Consider the following 18,226-nt stretch of genomic DNA (forward strand, 5'->3'; position numbering starts at 1 on the left):
AAATGATGACACACGAATCGACAACGAGCCTCCCGGTGCGCACCGCCCACCGGCATGAGGCGCATGCGCACCTAGGCGGTGCCAAGCCGCCCACCCACCGCAACCTCGGGCTCACGCCGGCGTGGCACATCGGTGCCCTGGCAGCCGCCGCCGCGGCCGCGCTCGCCCTCGGCGTGTGGAGCATGAACCAGGTCAATCCCTTTCAGATCGGCGGGACCGGGCTGATTGACGCCCTCCCGCCTGCCTATTTCGTTGCCCTCGCGCTCAGCCTCGCCGGATTTGTCGCCTCGCTCAGCCTCCGCCGCCTGGTTCCGGCTCTTCTGACCTGGCAGCTCCTGGTCACAGTGGTTCTCCTCCATGGCGCTGACTCCATCATCCATGGCCTGCCCCGGCTCGAGGCCAGCTTCCGGCATCTGGGCATTGCCGACACCATCAGCCAATCGGGCCAGCTGGATCCGACCCTGGACGCCTACTTCAATTGGCCAGGATTCTTCAACGTGCTGGGAACGCTCTCCGGGGCGACGGGCGCCAAGGACCTTTTCGGCATCGCAACCTGGGCGCCGGTGGGGATCAACATCCTCCTGCTCGCACCACTGCTTGCCCTCGCCCGGCGGTTGACGGCAAATCCGCGCCAGGCGTGGGCGGCTGTCTGGATCTTCTACCTGGCCAGCTGGATTGGACAGGACTACCTGTCACCGCAGGCGTATTCGTTCTTCCTCCTGCTCACACTGGTTGCGTGCCTGCTCAGCGTCTTCGGCGGTTGGGCCTGGCCCACGGAGCGCACCAGGTTCTCCCGGTGGCTTGCCCGCAACGTCAGCAAACTCGACAGCTCGGTCCCGCGGTATGGCGCCGCGGAACCGCAGCGGGCCGACACCGCGATTCTCGTGGTGGTCTGCGCGCTGATCCTGCTTGCCATGACGACTTCACATCAGCTCAGCCCCTTCGCCGTGATCCCCATCCTGGCCGCGCTCCTGCTGACCGGACGTCTCCGGCTGCGCTTCCTGCCGGTCCTGGCCGTGGTCCTGCCCGTCGGCTGGCTGCTCTTTGCGGCTTCCACCTTCCTGGAGGGGCACTTCGGCCAGCTGCTCGGCTCGCTCGGTGACATCGGCGCGAACAGCCTCGGCGCACTGAGCACCAGGGTCTCGGGAAGCGACGCCCACATGTTCGTGGTCTACACCCGCATGGCCGAGGTCGCCCTGGTCTGGGTGCTCGCCGTTGCCGGCGCCATAGTCGGCTACCGGCGGAAGGCACCCTGGCTCGCGGCCGCTGCTGCGGCGCTGGCGCCGCTGGTCCTCGTTCCCCTCCAGCCCTATGGCGGTGAACTGCTCCTGCGCCTGTATCTCTTCAGCCTTCCGTTCGCCGTCTGCCTGGCGGTGCTGCCACTGATGTCAGACAGTGCCGCCGGACTGAGCCTGCGCCGAGCCCTTGCGCTGCTGCTGATGGGCGCGGTACTGGCTACAGCCACTGTCGTCTCCCGCTACGGAAATGACGGCATGGAAAGCTTCAACGACGACGAAATCGCCTTAGTGAACCGCCTGTATGCGACTGCGCCCACCGGTGCCGTCCTCATTGAGGCAGTTCGCAACACCCCGTGGAGATACCAGCACTACGCGGACTACGACTACCGGGCGCTCGTTGCTGCCGAGCCCATTCCCAACGCCGCGCCGCTCAGCTGTGACGCGGCCAACCAGATCGCCCACAAAGCGGGCGCGTACCTCATCGTTACCGAAAGCCAGCAGGAGGCAGCCGAACTTCGCGGTTCGACTCCCACCGGCGACCTTCAACGTTTTACCGCCACATGCGCCACGAGTCCTGGCTGGACGAAGGTTTTTGAAAACGCAGGCGGCGTGATTTTTCACATCGAAGGAGTTAGTAATGGCAACTGAACGCAGCTACGTGAGCTATGCGACGGCAGCCGTCGCCGTAGCAGCCATACCGCTCTCGTTTGTCGGCCCTGAGGGCCTGCGCCTGGCGGTGATAGGGCTGCTGATGCTGGCCGGACCCGGAACAGCGCTGGTGCTGCTCCTCCGCTTCGACCCCCCGCGCTCAGCCCAGGCCACTGGAGCGCTTCCCCTCAGCATCGCCATCGCAATCGCCTTCAGCCTCGCGATGTCCACGCTCGTGGCGACGGCGATGATCTATGCACGTCTCTGGTCACCGCCGGCGGCCGTATGCCTGCTGTCGGCCCTGACCCTCGTCTTCCTGGGCCTTGAGCTCAAGAGGCCAAAGCGGGTCCTGGTGCACGCAAAATGATCATCTTCCTGACGGGACTGGCCACCATGACGGCCCTCGTGAGCTGCGATGTGCTCCGCGTGTTGCAGCCGGACAAGGCACTCCCGCGCGCCGTGGTGATCACCACCGCAGCCCTGCTGGCCATAGTCGGTGTCGCGGTGGTCATGCAATTGGTGCATCTGGCGCAGCTGGCATGACAGAAATCGCCCGCCCGGTGCCGCAGCACCGGGCGGGCATCAATAAGTCGAACCAATCACGGAAAGTATCTTCAATGAGAAAACTTAGAACACTCAGCATGGTTGGCACGCTCGGAATGCTCGTAGCCGGTTCCCTTGTCTTCGGTCCGGCCCAGGCCGCAACCGCCGCAACCTGCAGCCCCGCACCGACCAACTCCTATCCCGGCACCGTTGTGCTCGCCACCAGTTTTGAAGCGGGCGGCTTTTGCGGCCTCATCCCCAAAGTGTCCGGTACCGGCACCGCAACGATTACCACCTCGCTGAAACACACCGGTCTCCGGTCAGCCAAGCTGCATGTGACCACGGATTCCGGTTCGCTCGCCAACCTGTCCTCACCGGCGTTCCCCTCGGGAACCAAGACCTCCTACGCTGACGGCTGGTTCAAGATCACCGTGGCCGGCGTGTCCGGCAACGATGTGCCGTACTTCCGGTTCTTCTCCGGCTCCACCCGCGTCGCGGACATCTACCGCTACAACAGCAACGGGCAGCTGTGGCTCCGGGTCACGTCACCGAGCGGCACCTTTGTCTATACGAAGCTGATCTCCGGCAGCATCACGCTGGGCGACTGGCACCACGTGTCCATGCGGGTGACCGCCAACGGCAACACGTCCACAATCCAGGTATGGTTCGACGGCGTGCAGCGATACAGCAGCACGAGCGTCAAAATGCTCGGGACCAGCCTGAGCAAAGTTCAGCTCGGGGCCGAGCACAACCGGCAAAAGGGCGACGAATACATCGATGACGTCGTCATCAAACGCTCGTAGCGACCTCTGATGGTCCGCGGGCGGCCCAGCCTCATTCAGGCGCCTTGGCCGCCCGCACGAAATTCCCGATCTTGACCAAGTCCTTGATGCCGCGCGCCGACTCGACGCCGGAGGACACATCGACGCCCCACGCCCCGGCCTCCGCCGCTGCCCGGGCAACGTTGGCCGGGTCCAGACCGCCGGCGAGCAGCCACTTGCGCCCGGCAAGAGATTTGGCCCGTACCGAACCGTAGTCCCAGGCCTCGCCGGAACCTGGCACAGCGGCGTCAATCAGGAGCAACTCCTCGCCCCAGTCATCGAAGGCTTCCGCGGTGGAGGCCATGGTGACGGCCCTGATCAGCTTCATCCCGGCGTCGTGCACTGTCCGGACGTCGGCGGGTGAGCGGTCGCCGTGCAGCTGGACCCAGACCAGGCCCGCCGCACGGGCGACGGCGACGGCGTCGGCGGCCGGTTCGTGCCGGAACACCCCCACCGCGGGCAACCCGCTCGGGACGTGGCCAAGGAGGTTCCTGACCTGTTCCGGCGTGACCTCCCGGGGGCTGCGGGTCAGGACGAAGCCGACGGCGTCCGCGCCGGCGCCGGCCGCGATGCTGACCGCATCCGGGGTGCTCAGGCCGCACACTTTGACAAACATTCGGGCTCCTTCTGCGTGCTTCCTGCCTCCGACGTTAGCAAGGCCGGGCCTCCGCCGCCGACTTTGCGTCGGCGCCGGCAAGAACGTGCGCATCCCCGTCGGCGCCGACACGAGCGTGCGCATCCCCGCAGGGGCCCGGGAAGCCCGGCGTTCCGGGACGGGCCGATAGGCTGAGGCCATGGAGATCATCCGCTACGCCGAGCTCAAAGCCCACCCCTGGCGCAACGGCGGCGGGGTGACCCGCGAAGTGGCGCGCCACCCACGGACCCGGTCCGTGGAAACCGCCCTGCAGACCGCCCCGCGAGATACAGGGCATGACAACGCCTGGGACTGGCGCGTCAGCATAGCCGAAGTCTCCAAAGCCGGCCCCTTCTCCGCCTACGCCGGGATGGACCGCGTACTGACCGTGATTGACGGCGACTTGCTGCTCCTGAGCGTGGACGGGGCCGAGCACCCGCTGGAGAAGTACCGGCCGTTCCGGTTCTCCGGCGACGCGGACTCGGCGGGGGCACTGCCCACCGGCGACATCCGGGACCTGAACGTCATCACCCGCAACGGCGCCTTCAAGGGCTACACCTCCATCATCGAGCTGTCCAAGAAGCGCGCCCATCCGGTGTTCGCAGGCCAATTCGGCATCCTCCTGCAGGGGCAGGGGACCGTCAGCCCCGGGACTGCCGGCGGCCCTCCCACCGAGCCGCCGGCCGCCGTCGCCCCGGAGCCGGAGCGCGTCGAGCTGAACCGTTACGACGCCGTCGTCGGCTCTGATACCGGGACGCCGGAAATCGTGGGCCGCGGATTCCTGGCTGTCATCTCGATCGACCCTGCGGAACCCGGCACCGTTTAGCGCCCGTCCGCCTTCACGCGGGCGCCGCTGACACGCACCGAGTCCCCGGACAGTCGCTGCGCGAGCCAGATAGGTACGATCGAGACCACGATCAGCACGACCGCAACGACATTGACTACGGGTGCCTGGTTCGGACGGAAGAGGTTCTGCAGGATCCAGATCGGCAGCGTGGTCTCCCCGGCCCCGATCGTGAACGTGGTGACGATGATCTCGTCGAAGCTCAGCGCGAAGGCCAGCAGGCCGCCGGCCAGCAGGGCCGAGCGCAGCTGCGGGAACGTCACCAGGCCGAAAGTGGTGAAGACACCGGCGCCGAGGTCGGCAGAGGCTTCCTCGAGGCCTGCACTGGTGCGGCGGAGCCGTGCAATGGCGTTATTGAACACTGTCACCATGCAGAAGGTCGCGTGGGCGATCACCACCGTCCACAGGCTCAGCGGGACGCCCAGGATGGTGGTGAACATATTGTTCAGCGCGATGCCCGTGACAACCCCGGGCAACGCGATGGGCAAGATGACCAGGAGGTTGATCACGTCGCGGCCGAAGAAGTCATAGCGCTGCAATGAGATCGCCAGGAGCGTCCCCAGCACCAGCGAGATGATGGTCGATACGACTGCCACCCACAGGGAGGACACGACGGCCTCCCGAACACCGGGCGAGTCAAAGGCCTTGACCCACCAGTCCAGCGTGAAGCCCTTCGGCGGCCAGCCGAAAGTCCGGTCCGCGTTGAACGAGTTCACCACCACCAGCAGCAGTGGCGTGTAGATGAAGAGCAGCACCAGCGCCGTGATGATGCCCAGGACCACCTTGGCGCTGCGGGAAAGTCTCATGATGCTCCCCGCACTACAGGTTGTTCAGGGCGCCGGTGCGGCGGACGACGAAGAGGTAGAACATGATGATGGCGATCGGCACCAGCGATACCGCGGCGGCGAACGGCAGGTTGTTGGCCGCTCCGACGTTGGCGTAAATCACGGTGCCCAGCATCTGGGTGGTCCCGCCGACGATCTGCGCAGTGATGTAGTCGCCAAGGGACAGGGAGAACGTGAAGATCGTGCCCGCGATGATGGAGGGGACCAGCAGCGGTAGCATGACAAGGCGCATGGTGGTCAGCGGCTTCGCACCCAGGTCCCCGGAGGCCTCCAGCAGGGAGTCGGGCACCCGGTCAAAGCCCGCATAGATCGGCAGGATCATGTACGGCAGCCAGATGTAGGACAGGGTCAGGATGACGGCGGTCTCGCCGTAGCCCGGCGAGGACAGGCCGATCGGCGCCCCCAGCCACTCCAGCAGGCCACCCTCGGACAGGACATTCCGCCAGGCGTAGGCCTTGACCAGGTAGCTTGCCCACAGCGGCATCAGCACGGCCACCACGAGCAGCTTCTCCCAGCGGGCGGGAGCGACCTTGGCGATGAAGAACGCGATGGGCAGGGCCAGGATCATGTCAATTACGGTGACCGCCACGGCGATCCACAATGTCCGCAAAGTGATCCGCTGATACACCGGATCGGTCAGGACCGTGACAATGTTTTCCGTGGTCCAGACCGTGGATACCTCCCCGGTGAAGGTATCCACGGTCCAGAATGCGGTGATCAGCAGTGCCGCCAGGGCGGCGATGTAGACAAGCACCAGCCAGCCCGCCGGGGCGGTGAGCAGCGCTGCCAGCCTCAGCCGGGGTGAGCGGTGCAGCAACGCCGAGAAGGCGTTGGTTTTCGCCCGGGGCACAGCCCCGGCATCACGGGGCGGGCCGGGCGGCAGCTGTTGCGTATGAAGTGCCATCTCGCCTTAATCTCTGCCGGCCGCCGGGGCCGGCTTGTTCTTGCGGGCTTGGTGCGGCGGAGCCGGAATCAGCCCTTGATCTCCGTCCAGGCCTTGGTCCATTCCGAATAGTCGGTGCACTTGACGTCCTTGCGGCCGTCGAGGCACTCGGCCACCGGCGTGGTCCAGAACCAGATCTGGTCGGCGTAGGCCGCATCGCCTGAGTGGTACGTCTCGCAGTGCTTGGGATCCTTGGTCAGCTCGCAGGACTTCGCGTTGGCCGGGGATTCACCAAAGTACTCCGCCACCTGGGCGTTCGCCTTGGGGCTGGCGATGTAATCGAGCCACTTGTAGGCGCAGTTCGTGTTCTTGGTCTTGGAGCCGATCATCCAGGTGTCCGACCAGCCGGTGGCACCCTCTTCAGGGACGAGGGTCGCGACCTTGGCGCCATCGGTCGTCGCGATGTTGGCCCCCACCTGCCAGGTGGTGCCGACCACGGTGCTCCCGGACGTAAAGGCCTGGACTTCCTTGACGACGTCGCTCCAGTACTCGCCGATGTGCGCGCGCTGCTGCTTGAGCAGGTCGACGGCCGCGGCCAGCTGGTCCTTGTCGAGGGCATAGGGGTTCTTGATGCCCAGGTCCGGCTTATGGGCCATGAGGTACATGGCGGCATCGGCGATGTAGATGGGCGAATCGTAGGCCGTGACCTTGCCGGTGTGCTTGGCGGCGTCGTCAAACACCGCGCTCCAGGAGGCGGGCGCCGGGGTGACCTTGTCGGTGGAGTACATCAGCAGGTTGGCGCCCCAGCCGTGGGGCATTCCGTAGTTGACGCCGTTGACGGTGTTCCAGGCTTTGTCCTTCAGGAACGGGTAGATGTCCGGGTAGTTCTTCAGCAGGCTCATGTTGACCGGTTGCACGTCCTGGCCGGCGATCAGGCGCAGCGACGCGTCCCCGGAGGCCGAGACGACGTCGTACTGTCCGGTGCGCATGAGTGTCACGGCCTCGTCCGAGGTGCCGAACGGCTTGAAGCTGACCTTGCACTGGGTCTCTTGTTCGAACGGGTGCACCCAGTCGACGGCCGGGTCGTTGCTGCCGTCCTCGACGTAGCCGGGCCATCCGAGGATGGACACCTGGCCTTCACCGGTGCCGATCTCGGTCTTGACCGGCTGCGCCGACTGTGAACCCGATCCGCCGCTGGTTCCGCAGGCCGACAGCGCGAGGGCTGCGGCCGCAACCACCCCGACCACGAGGGAGGCCTTTGTTCTTGGTGCCATGATCCGTACCTTTCGCTGTGGAGAAAAACTCTGGACTGGGGACGCTGCGCCAAGGCACGGAGGGGAACCCCGCCCGGCCTGGCCCGGCGTCAGGTGCCGGGTGCCGGAAGCCAAACGACGGCGTCGTCGTCCCAGCTGACAGTGACGGGCCCGTTCACCAGATCGGCGTCGCTGCCGGGCAGCTTTTCCGGAACGAGCGCGACGACGGCGGGTCCGCCGTCGAGCTGCACCCGCACCTGGGTGGCGTGCCCGACGTAGACGAACGACGTCACCGTCCCGGGCCGCGAGGTGGTGCCGGAACGGCGCTCCGGCTCGCCGGTCCAGGCGACGCGCAGCCGCTCGGGACGGATGCACAGGGGATCCGGCCGGCCATAGATCGCCTGGGCCTGGCCGGCGTCGAAAATATTGGAGGTGCCGACGAAGTTGGCCACGAAGACTCCCCCGGGGCGCTCGTAGATTTCGTGCGCGGTACCGATCTGTTCGATGCCGCCGTTGTTGAACACGCCGATCCTGTCGCTCATGGTCAGTGCCTCCTCCTGGTCGTGGGTGACGAAGATGAAGGTGATACCCAGCGAGCGCTGCAGCTCCTTGAGCTCGACCTGCATCTGCTGCCGGAGTTTGAGGTCGAGGGCGCCGAGCGGTTCGTCCAGCAGGAGGACCTTGGGCTCGACCACGAGCGCCCGGGCCAGGGCAACCCGCTGCCGCTGGCCGCCGGAGAGCTGGGCGGGTTTGCGGCCGAGGAACTTCCCGAGCTGGACCCGGTCCAAGGCCTCCCGGGCCCGCTCCCGCCGCTGTTTCCCGGGCATGCCGCGCACCCGCAGCCCGTAGGCGACGTTGTCCACGAGGGACATGTGCGGGAACAGCGCGTAGTCCTGAAACACGGTGTTGACGTCCCGCTGGAACGGCGCCATGGCCGTGACGTCCTTGCCCTCGAGTTCGATACTTCCGGACGTCGGCAGCTCGAAGCCGGCGATGAGGCGCAGGACCGTGGTCTTGCCGGAGCCGGACGGGCCAAGCATGGAGAAGAATTCCCCGTGGCGGATGTCCAGGTCCACGCCATTTACCGCGACGGTGTCCCCGAAGACCTTGGTGAGCTTGCGCAGGCGGATCGCCGGAACCGCTTCGCTTCCGGTCGAGGTGCCGGCGGCCAGTGTTTCGGTCATGGGGTGCGCCTTACTCCGTTGCCGGATCGTCCACAGGAGCCACGCAGCGGAATGTGATCCAGTCCACACTCGACTGCTGGCCCAAATGCTATTACTCCATAGGTTTTGTGTATAGACCCTCCGGCAAAGCCCGGATTAGGATGTCATCAGCCCTGGGCGACGCGGGGCGGCGCCGCGGAAGCTGCAGGGATGCGCGGCCGGGGCGGGTACCGCCGGAGGGAAGGGAGGCCCTGATGCTGTTGACGCCCAAGGGCGCCTCCCGGAGCCTCGCGGCCGTGTTCACGCCGATCAAATCACGCGGGCTTGTGGATGAAGTGTGCGCCCGGATCGAACAGGCGGTGGAGACGGGACTGCTGACCAGCGGCCAGCGGCTGCCGAACGAAACCGAGCTGGCCGCAGCCCTCGGAGTGTCCGCGGTAACCGCGCGGGAGGCCCTTTCCCAGCTGCGCGCCTCGGGAATTATCCGGACCGCGCGCGGCCGCAGCGGCGGAAGCTTCATCGCCGACGACGTGCTGCCCTCCCGGGAACGGGCCCTGGCGCAACTGCATGAGCTGAGCCGGCTGCAGATCAGGGACCTCGCGCTGCATTACCAGGCGATCGCCGCGGCCTGCGCGGGGGTGGCGGCACGCCGTTCCGACGCCGCAGACGTCGCCACGTTGCGTTCGTTCATCCCCGCAGCGGACGACGACTCCCTCAGCTGGCGCCTTGCCCTCTCAGAGTTCCTGCTGGAAGTCGCGGCCATTGCCCGCTCCGCCCGGCTCGCCCGGGAGCTCATCCGGCTGCAGGCAGATCTCGGCACCCTCACGCTGCTGCCCTGCGCCGACCCCGGCTACCGCGGGCGCACCGCCGTGATCCTCGGGGACGTGGCAGCCGCCATCGAGGCCCACGATCCAGGGGCCGCCGAAACGGGGGTCAAGGCCCTCATCTCCGCAACCACCGACTGGCTGCTGACCGAGCAGGCCAAAAGCTATTGACCGCACCCGCGACCGCCCCCCACATCACAGAACCACGATCCTGACCGCCCACCTTGGACCGCAAATGTCCGGCACCTTCGAGCTAAGGCAGCAACGATGTCCGATACCGCCTCCACCACTGGCCCCGCAGCGTCCGTGGCAGCGCCGGCCGAACCCGGCCCAGTCGAGAAGGCTGCCGAGCTGGCCGCCGCCGAACTCGACGCCACCATCGCTGCCATCGAGCACCGCCTGACGGCGTGGGCCGCTGACGCCGGGGCCGCGCTGGCCGCCCTGTCCGGCAAAGTCATGGGCACTGCCGTGGACAAACTCATCCGTCCGGTGGTCGAGGAACTGGTGCAGCTGCCCGGCGGCTACGCGGCCGGCGCAGGGTTCATCGCCAACGCCGGGCTGCTCGGCCCCGAGCGCAGCTATATCGCCTGGTGGCAGGGTCCGGACCTGGAACACGTCGACGCGCTGGCCAACTTCAGTCCCAACTCCATCAGCCGCTACGTCAAGGCCGAGTGGTTCCGGATCCCCGTGGAAACGGGCCGGGCCCACGTCACCGGGCCCTACGTGGATTTCCTCTGCACCGACGAGTACGTCCTGACCTTCACCCACCCGGTGTTCACCCGCCCGGACGGCCCGGTCGCGGGAATCGTGGGCATCGACGTCACAGTTCAGCGTCTGGAACGCGGAGCCATGGCGGCCCTGCGGCGGATCGGCGGCCGGGCCACCCTGGCCAATGCCGACGGCCGGGCCGTGGTGTCGGCGGCGGCCGATATCGACGCCGGCGACCTTACGGCACCGAACGAGCCGTGCGCGCATTACCCCGTGGGGCGCACGTTCATTCTCTGGAGCGACGCCGTCGGGCGCTGACGCGGATTTGCTAGAATTGGAGGCCAGGGCCCCCTCTTCCGGGCCTCCGGACGACGGTTCAGTACCCGGCACGCGACAAGACTGGCCACAGGAGCTGTCATGTCGTGGCTAATACTCGTTCTTTCCGGGGCGCTGGAGGCCGTCTGGGCCGCGGCCCTGCACCGGACCGCCCAGGCCAGGGGCCGCCGCCGGCTGGTCCCGGCCCTCCTCTTCCTCGTTTCCGTTCTCGCCAGTACCGGCGGCCTGGCCGTCGCCATGCAGTCCATCCCTACCGGAACGGCGTACGCCGTGTGGGTGGGGGTCGGCGTCGTCCTGACGTCCGGCTACGCGATTGCCGCCAAAGTTGAGCGCCCGACCGCGGCACGGATCCTGCTTCTTGGCGGGATTGCCGCGAGCGTCGTCGGCCTGAAGCTGGTGGCGTGACCATGATGAAATCAGCGGCAATGTCATGGCTCATCCTGCTCGCGTCCGCTGTGCTCGAGGCGGTTTGGGCCACGGCACTGGGCCTGTCCGACGGGTTCTCCCGCCCGCTGCCGACCCTCGTGTTCGCTGTGACGGCCACCCTCAGCATGGTGGGGCTCGGCCTGGCCGTGAAACGCATTCCGCTCGGCACCGCCTACGCCGTCTGGGTGGGGATCGGCGCCGCACTGACGGTCGGCTGGGCGATGGCCACCGGCGTCGAACCGGCCAGTCCGCTCAAGCTGCTGTTCATCGCCGGAATCGTCGGCTGCGCGGCAGGCCTGAAGCTCCTCCCGCCAACGGCGGACTCAGAGCAACCGGCAACGCACGCCGTCCAGCCGGCCTCCCCCGCGGAAACTCCCCACGTTTAGGGCGGTACAGGGGGGCGGAATAGCTGCGCGCCATCCGGGGTTCTTGGCAGGGACGGAAGTCCTACGGAACCACTTAGTGTGTGAATGGAGACCCAGATGACGGCAGCAACAGTCCAGCTCGGCGACGGCCTCACGGTCAGCCCCCTGGGGTTCGGCGGCATGGCCCTGACCCCTGTCTACGGCGAGGTGGACCCGGCCGAAGCCCTGCGGACCCTGCATCACGCGGTGGACGCCGGCGTCAGCTTCATCGACACGGCGGACATCTACGGCGGGGGCAGCAACGAGGAGCTGATTGCGCGGCTGCTCAGGGAACGCCGCGGCGAAGTCCAGCTGGCCACCAAGTTCGGCCTCGTGGGCACACCGTCGGCCGGCTACACGGACATCCGCGGCGACGCAGCCTACGTGCGGCAGGCGGTGGACCGCAGCCTGCAACGGCTGGGCACCGACACCATTGACCTGTACTACCTGCACCGCCGTGACCTCCGCGTTCCGATTGTGGAAACCGTGGAGGCCATGGCGGGGCTGGTACAGGCCGGCAAGGTGCGGCATCTGGGCCTGTCAGAGGTGACGGCCGAGGAGCTGCGCGAAGCCAGCCGCATCCACCCGATCGCCGCGGTCCAGAGCGAATGGTCCATCTGGAGCCGCGATGTGGAACGCAACGTGGTGCCCGCCGCCGCCGAACTCGGGGTGGGCTTTGTGCCGTATTCGCCGCTGGGCCGGGGATTCCTCACCGGCACCGTGGACGCCTCGACGCTGGGCAGCAACGACTTCCGCCGCAACATCCCGCGTTTTGCCGCGGACGCTGCCAGCGCCAACCAGGGTGTGGTGGCGGCCGTGCAGGCGGTCGCTGCGGAACTGAGCGTCGCCGGGCAGGCTGCAACTCCCGCCCAGGTGGCGCTGGCCTGGCTGCTCGAGCAGGGCCGCAAGCTGGGGCTGCCCGTGGTCCCCATTCCCGGCACGCGCAAGGCGGACCGGATCGACGAAAACCTGGGCGCCCTGGCCCTCGACTTCACCGCCGCGCAACTGAAGAAGCTCGACGCCGCCGCGGACGCCGTCGTCGGCTCCCGCTCCGCAGACCCCAACTGGGTGTCCCAGGGCCGTGAATAGCGGCTCCGTAGACTGAAGCCCATGGACTCGCTCATTCACTCTTTACGTGACATCACCATCCGCCGGATTTCGGTCGGCGAGATGGACAACAATGTTTACCTGCTCACGGCCAAGGCCTCCGGCGCGCAGCTCCTGATCGATGCGGCCGATGATCTGGCCGCCATCCAGGGGCTGCTCGCGGACGCTGCCGCGGATACTTCCGCGACGCCGAAGCTGGCGCTGGTTGCCACCACCCACCAGCACTGGGACCATGTCCGGGCGCTGCCGGGCCTGGTGGAAGCCACCGGTGTGAAGACGGCGGCCGGGACAGAGGATGCCCCGGAGCTGCCGGTGCCGGTGGATGTACTGCTGGATCACGGGGACGTCGGCAACTTCGACGGCTTCGACGTGACGGCTGTGCACCTGCGCGGCCACACACCGGGTTCGATCGCCCTTGTGTACCAGGACCCCGAGGGGCCGGCCCACATCTTTTCCGGCGATTCGCTGTTCCCCGGCGGGGTAGGCAACACGCAGAAGGATCCGGCGCGGTTTGCCCAGCTGATCACCGATGTCAGCGAGCGGCTGTTCGACGTGTATCCGGATGACACGGTGGTGCACCCGGGCCACGGCCAGCCCACGACCCTCGGTGCGGAACGCCCGCACCTGGACGAGTGGCGCGCCCGCGGCTGGTAGGTTCAGTTTTTCGCGGCGTTTTTGGACAACCGCAACGCTTTCGGACGGCCGCTACGGGGATTCCCGTAGCGGCCGTCCGTTTGCGTAGCGTCAGCTATTTTGCGTAGCTGATAACCGGAACCCTAGCGGCTGCGGCGTTCGTTCGAGGCCGGAGCCGACGCGCGGCGCGGGCCGGCGCCGCGGGCCGGACGTCCTTCACCGGAACGGCCGTTGCCGCCGCCGGCGTAGGATCCACCCGAAGTGCCGCCGGTGTTGGAGGACCAGACAGCAGCGCTGCCTCCGGATTTGCTGCCGGCAGACTTGGCGCCGGCAGCTGCACGCTGGCCGGTTGCCGGACGTCCGCTGCGCTGGCCGCCGGCCGAAGCGCCGGTGCGGGGAGCGCCACCCGTGCGGGGTGCTCCGCTGCGGGGAGCCGAAGCGCCCCGGGCATCGCTGCGTCCGTCTGCGGCGCGTCCGTCCGATCCGCGGCCGGCCGCGGCACGGCCGCCGGCGGCCGGAACATCGTTGTGGTGCGCATAGGCGGTGGTGCGGCCGCGGCCACGCGCATTCCGGCGCTCGGCGCGCTCGGCATCGGCGCGGTCCTGGTTCTGCTCGGCGACACGGTCGGCGGCGTTGCGGGCCGCAGCCTTGCCTTCGTAGGCGACGGCGCGGCGCTCGGCGCGCGGCAGGTCGGTCCGCGGCGCCTCAGCAGAGACCCGTCCACGTCCGCCACGGCCACCACGGCCACCCGCGGTGGGTGCAGCCTGGGTGGTGCGGCGGGCGCGCTTGCGCTCGGCGTTGGCACCGGTGGAGTTGCCGCCACCGTGCTGCGCGGCCTTGGCTGCCAGCAGGGCGGCCCGGGTACGCGGATCGATCTTGTCGGCCATTTCGCCGACCAGTTCAGCAACCAGCGGGGAGTTGGCGGTGACGCGCTCGAAGTTGACCTCGACGCCGGCCGCCTTCATCAGCTTCTTGACGTCGGACTGCTGCTCGGGCAGGGTCAGCGTGACCACGGTGCCGTCGGAACCGGCGCGGGCCGTACGGCCTGAGCGGTGCAGGTACGCCTTGTGCTCCGTGGGCGGATCCACGTGGATGACCAGTTCGACGTCGTCGACGTGGACGCCGCGGGCCGCGACGTCGGTGGCCACCAGGACGCGGACATCGCCGGAGGAGAACTCGGCCAGGTTGCGGTCACGGGCGTTCTGCGAGAGGTTGCCGTGCAGATCGACGGCGGGGATGCCGGCGTCGGTCAGGGTCTTGGCCAGCTTGCGGGCGTGGTGCTTGGTGCGCATGAAGAGCACGCGGCGGCCGGCGCCGGAGGCGAGCTCGACGATCAGCTGCTTCTTGACGGTCTGGTCGTTGACCACCAGCACGTGGTGTTCCATGGTGGTCACCGCGGCCTGCGGGTCGTCCACGGAGTGGGTCAGCGGGTTGGACAGGTAGCGCTGGACGATCTTGTCCACGCCGTTGTCCAAGGTGGCGGAGAACAGCAGGCGCTGGCCCTGGGTGGGGGTCATGTCCATGAGCTTCTTGACCACCGGGAGGAAGCCAAGGTCGGCCATGTGGTCGGCCTCGTCCAGGACGGTGATCTCGACTGCTTCGAGGGTCAGGATGCGCTGGCGGATCAGGTCCTCCAGGCGGCCGGGGCAGGCGATGACGATGTCGACGCCGGCGCGGAGGGCCTTTTCCTGGCGGGCCTGGGAGATGCCGCCGTAGATCACGGTGGTGGTCAGGCCCATGGCCTTGGCCATCGGTTCGATGGTCGCGTTGATCTGCGTGGCCAGCTCGCGGGTGGGAGCCAGGACCAGGCCCATCGGGCGGCCGGGCTTGCGGAAGTGCTTGGCTTCCCGCTCGGCGAGTCGTGCCACCAGCGGGATGGCGAATGCGATGGTCTTGCCGGAGCCGGTGCGGCCGCGGCCCAGGACGTCGCGTCCGGACAGCGTGTCGGGGAGGGTCTTGACCTGGATCGGGAAAGGCTCCACGATCCCCTGTGCGGTCAGGGTGTCGGCAAGTGCTTTGGGCGTGCCGAGGGCAGCAAATGTAGTCATGTGTTTCAAAGTCTTTCAGGCGGTATCCGTGCGGATATCGGCCCCCGATGCCGGTTGGCTCAAGGGTTCGCCGAAGAAAAGTCAGGTGATCAACCGGGCTGTTGCCAAACTTCAGCAAGCGGCCGCCGGGACCAAATGGAACGCGTTCATCGACGCAGGATGTGCCTCTCACATGAAAAAATCCCACTGCCTGCGTGCGGATTCCCGAAGGAATCCGGCAGGGATCCGGCTGGCGGACCGAAGCCGGTCAACCGAATCAAAAGTGGGCATCACTGCACATCAAGTTCTAGTACTCTACCACCCAGCGGGCCCGGGTCCCGTATCCGTGACGGCCGGCCCGGCCCCTAGCCCACCAGACTGGGGGCTTGGAACAGGGGCATGTGGGACGGCTGGGAGGCGGCGCGGACGGGCGCTGGCGACGGCGTGCTGGCCGGCCCCGGGCCGGCCGGCCGCAGGATCACGAGCGCCTCGGCGTCGATGAGGCGGCGGGTTCCCGTCCGGGCATCCAGTATCCAGAACAGGTCCACGCCTGTGACGGTCTGGGTCACCGGGCCCCGGTGGAAGAGCTTCCCGTTGTGCCACGCCTCGATCTCGTCGCCCACGTTCAACTCGGCCGAGCTGCGGATCTGCCGTGCTTCGTCAACGTCCATGGTCATTGCCCTTCCCCAGCGTTCAATGTCTTGTGCCCAGCATTCACGACACACATTTCGGATTCGTTTCCGGAGCGTGATTTCCACGTGTCCGTCCGCCTGCGCGGCGTTTGAGGGGAAGCCCAGGCGGTGTATTGACCCTCGTTGCGTCCGGGAGGACCATGGTGGGCGGGAAGGGCCATACGACGGCGGGGCCATGAGGGGAGTCGGACGCAATGCCGGGAATAGTCTCCGCTGGCTTGTTTCGGGTCATCCAAGTGGCGTTGTTTCCCTTGAGCGCGGCCGGCTACTTCATGTCCGTCCCCGGAATGCTCGCCTACAGCCGGCGCACCGGCACGTCGGCCACGCTGCTCGCGTCCCTCTACACGCGGTGGATGCAACACCGCCTGGGAACACGGCCGGACGTCCCCGCGGCCCGGCTCATGGCCGTTCTGCCGAACGTGTCCGCGACTGGCATCCAGATGGAGACCGCCCCCACGCTCGCTGCCCACCTGCTCACGGGGTACGTGCCCAGGGTCTACCGCTATCCATACCCGGGGCGGGCGCCGATGCGCCACCAGCCGACAGCACGGACCAGCCTCTATGACGCGGCCGTTCAACGGCATCGCGGGGGCGTCGACCAGCTCGTGATCCTCGGGGCGGGATTCGACACCCGGGCGTTCCGGCTTGTGCCCGGGGACCACGTGCGCTGCTTTGAACTTGACCTGCCCCGGACCCAGGCTTTCAAACTCGCGATGCTCGAGAAGGCAGGCCTCTCCACCCGCCTGGCCACGTACGTGCCCGCGGATTTCGAGACCGAGGACTGGATGGAGAAGCTGGTGGCGGCCGGTTTCGACCCGAGCCGGCCCGCACTGTTCCTCTGGGAAGCGGTGACCATGTACCTGGACCGCGCCTCGGTCGAGGCGACACTGCGCAGGATCGCCGGCACCGCGCCGGGCAGCATCGTGGCCTTTGACTACTTCTCCAGGGAAACCATCGCCTCGCGGTCGCCCTACATGCGATATGCCCGGGCTGCAGCGAGATTCGTCGGCGAGCCCCTGACCTTTGGCATCGATAACACTCCCCCGGCCAGGAAGAGCGCCGCGGACTTTGTTGGATGCTTCGGGCTGGCCCTTGAGGAGCACAGGAATTTCGGCAGGGAGACCCGACGGCGGTCGGCGCCGGGCGGTTTCGCCACCGCCGTCGTGCCTGAAAACGGACAGCGAAACCCGGCGAACCGCCGTGATGAGGGGAAACCATGACACAACGCAGCCACAGCCACGATCATGACGCCGCCGAACATGCGGCCGTCGAGGAGGCGGCGCCCGGTACCGCCGCCCGGATGTGGGATGAAAAGTACAGCAGCCGGTCCAGGATGTGGAGCGGGGAGCCGAATCCGCAACTCGTCGCCGAGGTGGCGGACCTTCCTGCCGGCGAGGCCCTGGACCTGGGGTGCGGCGAGGGCGCGGACGCGATTTGGCTCGCGGCCCGCGGTTGGAGCGTGACGGGCCTGGACGTTTCCGCCGTCGCATTGGAACGTGCGGCCGCCCACGCCCGGGAACGGGGCCAGGACGCCGCCATCAAGTGGGTGCAGCAGGATCTTGCCACCTGGGTCCCGGACCGGCTGTTCGACCTCGTCACGGCCCAGTTCCTGCATTCCACCCAGATGCCGTGGCAGCAGGCGTTGCAGCTCGCCGCGGCCGCGGTCCGGACCGGCGGGACGCTGCTGATCGTCGGCCATCACCCCGACGGGCTGCCTCCGTGGGGCGCGCACCATACGCCGGAGAAGTTCTTCACGGCCGAGGACCTTGCCCGGGAACTCCGGATCAAGGAGCCGCTGTGGCGCGCCGAGGTCCTGGACAGCCGGCGTCGCAGCGCCGTCGGACCCGACGGCGAGGCAGCGCCCCTCACGGATGCCGTGCTGCGGGCCACGCGCCTGGCCGCCCAGTAGGCGGCCCGGATTGGGCCCAACCTGAACGATTCGGGCGAGTGCGTCGCCCCCGCCGGGCAACCCCGCCGGGCAAAAATGTGACAAAAGACAGCGGACGACAACTGAAGCTAAGATGATCGACAGTTGTCGAACCTGCCCTCGGGTGGGAGATCCGCGGAAAGGCCATCACGGCGGCCGCGCCGGGCAGCCGCGCCGGCGTCGCGTTCTCCCCCGGAGTCCGCGAAGAATGCGGGTTCCGGGGCCGCTCCGGCACCGCGCGGGGGGCACCGGTGCCGCCGGCGAACACGG

The 18,226-nt window shown here is 67.7% G+C and carries 20 protein-coding genes and 1 riboswitch; of the genes, 13 read left to right on the plus strand and 7 right to left on the minus strand.

Translation table 11 applies throughout. From position 1 onward, the window contains the following. Window positions 1-2 precede the first annotated feature (2 nt). From ABH915_RS20275 to ABH915_RS20290, 4 genes are all read left to right on the plus strand, one after another. Complete coding sequence (locus ABH915_RS20275) at window positions 3-1,886, plus strand: hypothetical protein (RefSeq protein WP_026538139.1); 1,884 nt, start codon at window positions 3-5, stop codon at window positions 1,884-1,886. Then, window positions 1,876-2,253, plus strand: coding sequence for a hypothetical protein (locus tag ABH915_RS20280; RefSeq protein WP_018774129.1), 378 nt, complete (start codon window positions 1,876-1,878; stop codon window positions 2,251-2,253). The genes ABH915_RS20275 and ABH915_RS20280 overlap by 11 nt, the downstream gene beginning before the upstream one ends. Next, a complete protein-coding gene (locus ABH915_RS20285; RefSeq protein WP_026538140.1) occupies window positions 2,250-2,429 on the plus strand; it encodes a hypothetical protein in 180 nt (59 codons plus the stop codon). The genes ABH915_RS20280 and ABH915_RS20285 overlap by 4 nt, the downstream gene beginning before the upstream one ends. A gap of 98 nt (window positions 2,430-2,527) precedes the next feature. Continuing rightward, window positions 2,528-3,232, plus strand: a complete 705-nt coding sequence (locus tag ABH915_RS20290; protein WP_231494312.1) for a LamG domain-containing protein — start codon at window positions 2,528-2,530, stop codon at window positions 3,230-3,232. Between the two features lie 31 nt (window positions 3,233-3,263). On the opposite strand, the gene ABH915_RS20295 is transcribed toward ABH915_RS20290, so the two are convergent. Next, window positions 3,264-3,866: a phosphoribosylanthranilate isomerase gene (locus ABH915_RS20295; protein ID WP_370124718.1), complete on the minus strand. Its 603-nt coding sequence runs from the start codon at window positions 3,864-3,866 to the stop codon at window positions 3,264-3,266. A 178-nt stretch (window positions 3,867-4,044) separates the two neighbouring features. On the opposite strand from ABH915_RS20295, the gene ABH915_RS20300 reads away from it, so the two are divergent. Then, window positions 4,045-4,710, plus strand: a complete 666-nt coding sequence (locus tag ABH915_RS20300; RefSeq protein ID WP_370124720.1) for a HutD family protein — start codon at window positions 4,045-4,047, stop codon at window positions 4,708-4,710. On the opposite strand, the gene ABH915_RS20305 is transcribed toward ABH915_RS20300, so the two are convergent. From ABH915_RS20305 to ABH915_RS20320, 4 genes are all read right to left on the minus strand, one after another. Then, window positions 4,707-5,534: an ABC transporter permease gene (locus ABH915_RS20305; protein WP_026538144.1), complete on the minus strand. Its 828-nt coding sequence runs from the start codon at window positions 5,532-5,534 to the stop codon at window positions 4,707-4,709. The genes ABH915_RS20300 and ABH915_RS20305 overlap by 4 nt on opposite strands. A 13-nt stretch (window positions 5,535-5,547) precedes the next feature. Next, window positions 5,548-6,477: an ABC transporter permease gene (locus ABH915_RS20310; protein WP_370124722.1), complete on the minus strand. Its 930-nt coding sequence runs from the start codon at window positions 6,475-6,477 to the stop codon at window positions 5,548-5,550. A 68-nt stretch (window positions 6,478-6,545) separates the two neighbouring features. Then, a complete protein-coding gene (locus tag ABH915_RS20315; protein ID WP_370124724.1) occupies window positions 6,546-7,730 on the minus strand; it encodes an ABC transporter substrate-binding protein in 1,185 nt (394 codons plus the stop codon). Between the two features lie 89 nt (window positions 7,731-7,819). Then, window positions 7,820-8,893 carry an ABC transporter ATP-binding protein gene (locus ABH915_RS20320; RefSeq protein WP_370124726.1) on the minus strand — a complete coding sequence of 358 codons (1,074 nt, stop codon included), beginning with the start codon at window positions 8,891-8,893 and terminating at the stop codon, window positions 7,820-7,822. Window positions 8,894-9,126: 233 nt separating this feature from the next. On the opposite strand from ABH915_RS20320, the gene ABH915_RS20325 reads away from it, so the two are divergent. The 6 genes from ABH915_RS20325 to ABH915_RS20350 all read left to right on the plus strand — a co-directional run bounded on the left by ABH915_RS20325 (window position 9,127) and on the right by ABH915_RS20350 (window position 13,331). Then, the gene (locus tag ABH915_RS20325; RefSeq protein ID WP_370124728.1) at window positions 9,127-9,867 is read left to right on the plus strand and encodes a FadR/GntR family transcriptional regulator; all 741 of its coding nucleotides are present in this window, start codon (window positions 9,127-9,129) and stop codon (window positions 9,865-9,867) included. Between the two features lie 96 nt (window positions 9,868-9,963). Then, on the plus strand, window positions 9,964-10,722 hold the full coding sequence (locus ABH915_RS20330; protein WP_370124730.1) for a cache domain-containing protein: 759 nt from the start codon (window positions 9,964-9,966) through the stop codon (window positions 10,720-10,722). A gap of 23 nt (window positions 10,723-10,745) precedes the next feature. Beyond that, window positions 10,746-10,812: riboswitch (guanidine-III (ykkC-III) riboswitch) on the plus strand. A 9-nt stretch (window positions 10,813-10,821) separates the two neighbouring features. Further along, window positions 10,822-11,145, plus strand: a complete 324-nt coding sequence (locus ABH915_RS20335; RefSeq protein WP_370124732.1) for a multidrug efflux SMR transporter — start codon at window positions 10,822-10,824, stop codon at window positions 11,143-11,145. Between the two features lie 2 nt (window positions 11,146-11,147). After that, window positions 11,148-11,552, plus strand: coding sequence for a multidrug efflux SMR transporter (locus ABH915_RS20340; protein WP_370125051.1), 405 nt, complete (start codon window positions 11,148-11,150; stop codon window positions 11,550-11,552). 96 nt (window positions 11,553-11,648) lie between these two features. Beyond that, window positions 11,649-12,659, plus strand: coding sequence for an aldo/keto reductase (locus ABH915_RS20345; RefSeq protein WP_370124734.1), 1,011 nt, complete (start codon window positions 11,649-11,651; stop codon window positions 12,657-12,659). A 21-nt stretch (window positions 12,660-12,680) separates the two neighbouring features. Beyond that, window positions 12,681-13,331, plus strand: coding sequence for an MBL fold metallo-hydrolase (locus ABH915_RS20350; protein WP_370124736.1), 651 nt, complete (start codon window positions 12,681-12,683; stop codon window positions 13,329-13,331). 122 nt (window positions 13,332-13,453) lie between these two features. Here the strand turns inward: ABH915_RS20350 and ABH915_RS20355 are convergent, their stop codons facing one another. Together ABH915_RS20355 and ABH915_RS20360 are read right to left on the minus strand one after the other, a co-directional pair. Continuing rightward, complete coding sequence (locus tag ABH915_RS20355) at window positions 13,454-15,358, minus strand: DEAD/DEAH box helicase (protein WP_370124738.1); 1,905 nt, start codon at window positions 15,356-15,358, stop codon at window positions 13,454-13,456. A gap of 344 nt (window positions 15,359-15,702) precedes the next feature. After that, on the minus strand, window positions 15,703-16,008 hold the full coding sequence (locus ABH915_RS20360) for a hypothetical protein (RefSeq protein WP_370124740.1): 306 nt from the start codon (window positions 16,006-16,008) through the stop codon (window positions 15,703-15,705). Window positions 16,009-16,265: 257 nt separating this feature from the next. On the opposite strand from ABH915_RS20360, the gene ABH915_RS20365 reads away from it, so the two are divergent. Both ABH915_RS20365 and ABH915_RS20370 read left to right on the plus strand, forming a co-directional pair. Continuing rightward, window positions 16,266-17,249: a class I SAM-dependent methyltransferase gene (locus ABH915_RS20365; protein WP_370124742.1), complete on the plus strand. Its 984-nt coding sequence runs from the start codon at window positions 16,266-16,268 to the stop codon at window positions 17,247-17,249. After that, window positions 17,246-17,938 carry a cyclopropane-fatty-acyl-phospholipid synthase family protein gene (locus tag ABH915_RS20370; protein ID WP_370124744.1) on the plus strand — a complete coding sequence of 231 codons (693 nt, stop codon included), beginning with the start codon at window positions 17,246-17,248 and terminating at the stop codon, window positions 17,936-17,938. The genes ABH915_RS20365 and ABH915_RS20370 overlap by 4 nt, the downstream gene beginning before the upstream one ends. Window positions 17,939-18,226 lie beyond the last annotated feature (288 nt).

This window comes from Arthrobacter sp. MW3 TE3886, from assembly GCF_041262145.1.
In the GTDB taxonomy this organism is placed as follows: domain Bacteria; phylum Actinomycetota; class Actinomycetes; order Actinomycetales; family Micrococcaceae; genus Arthrobacter.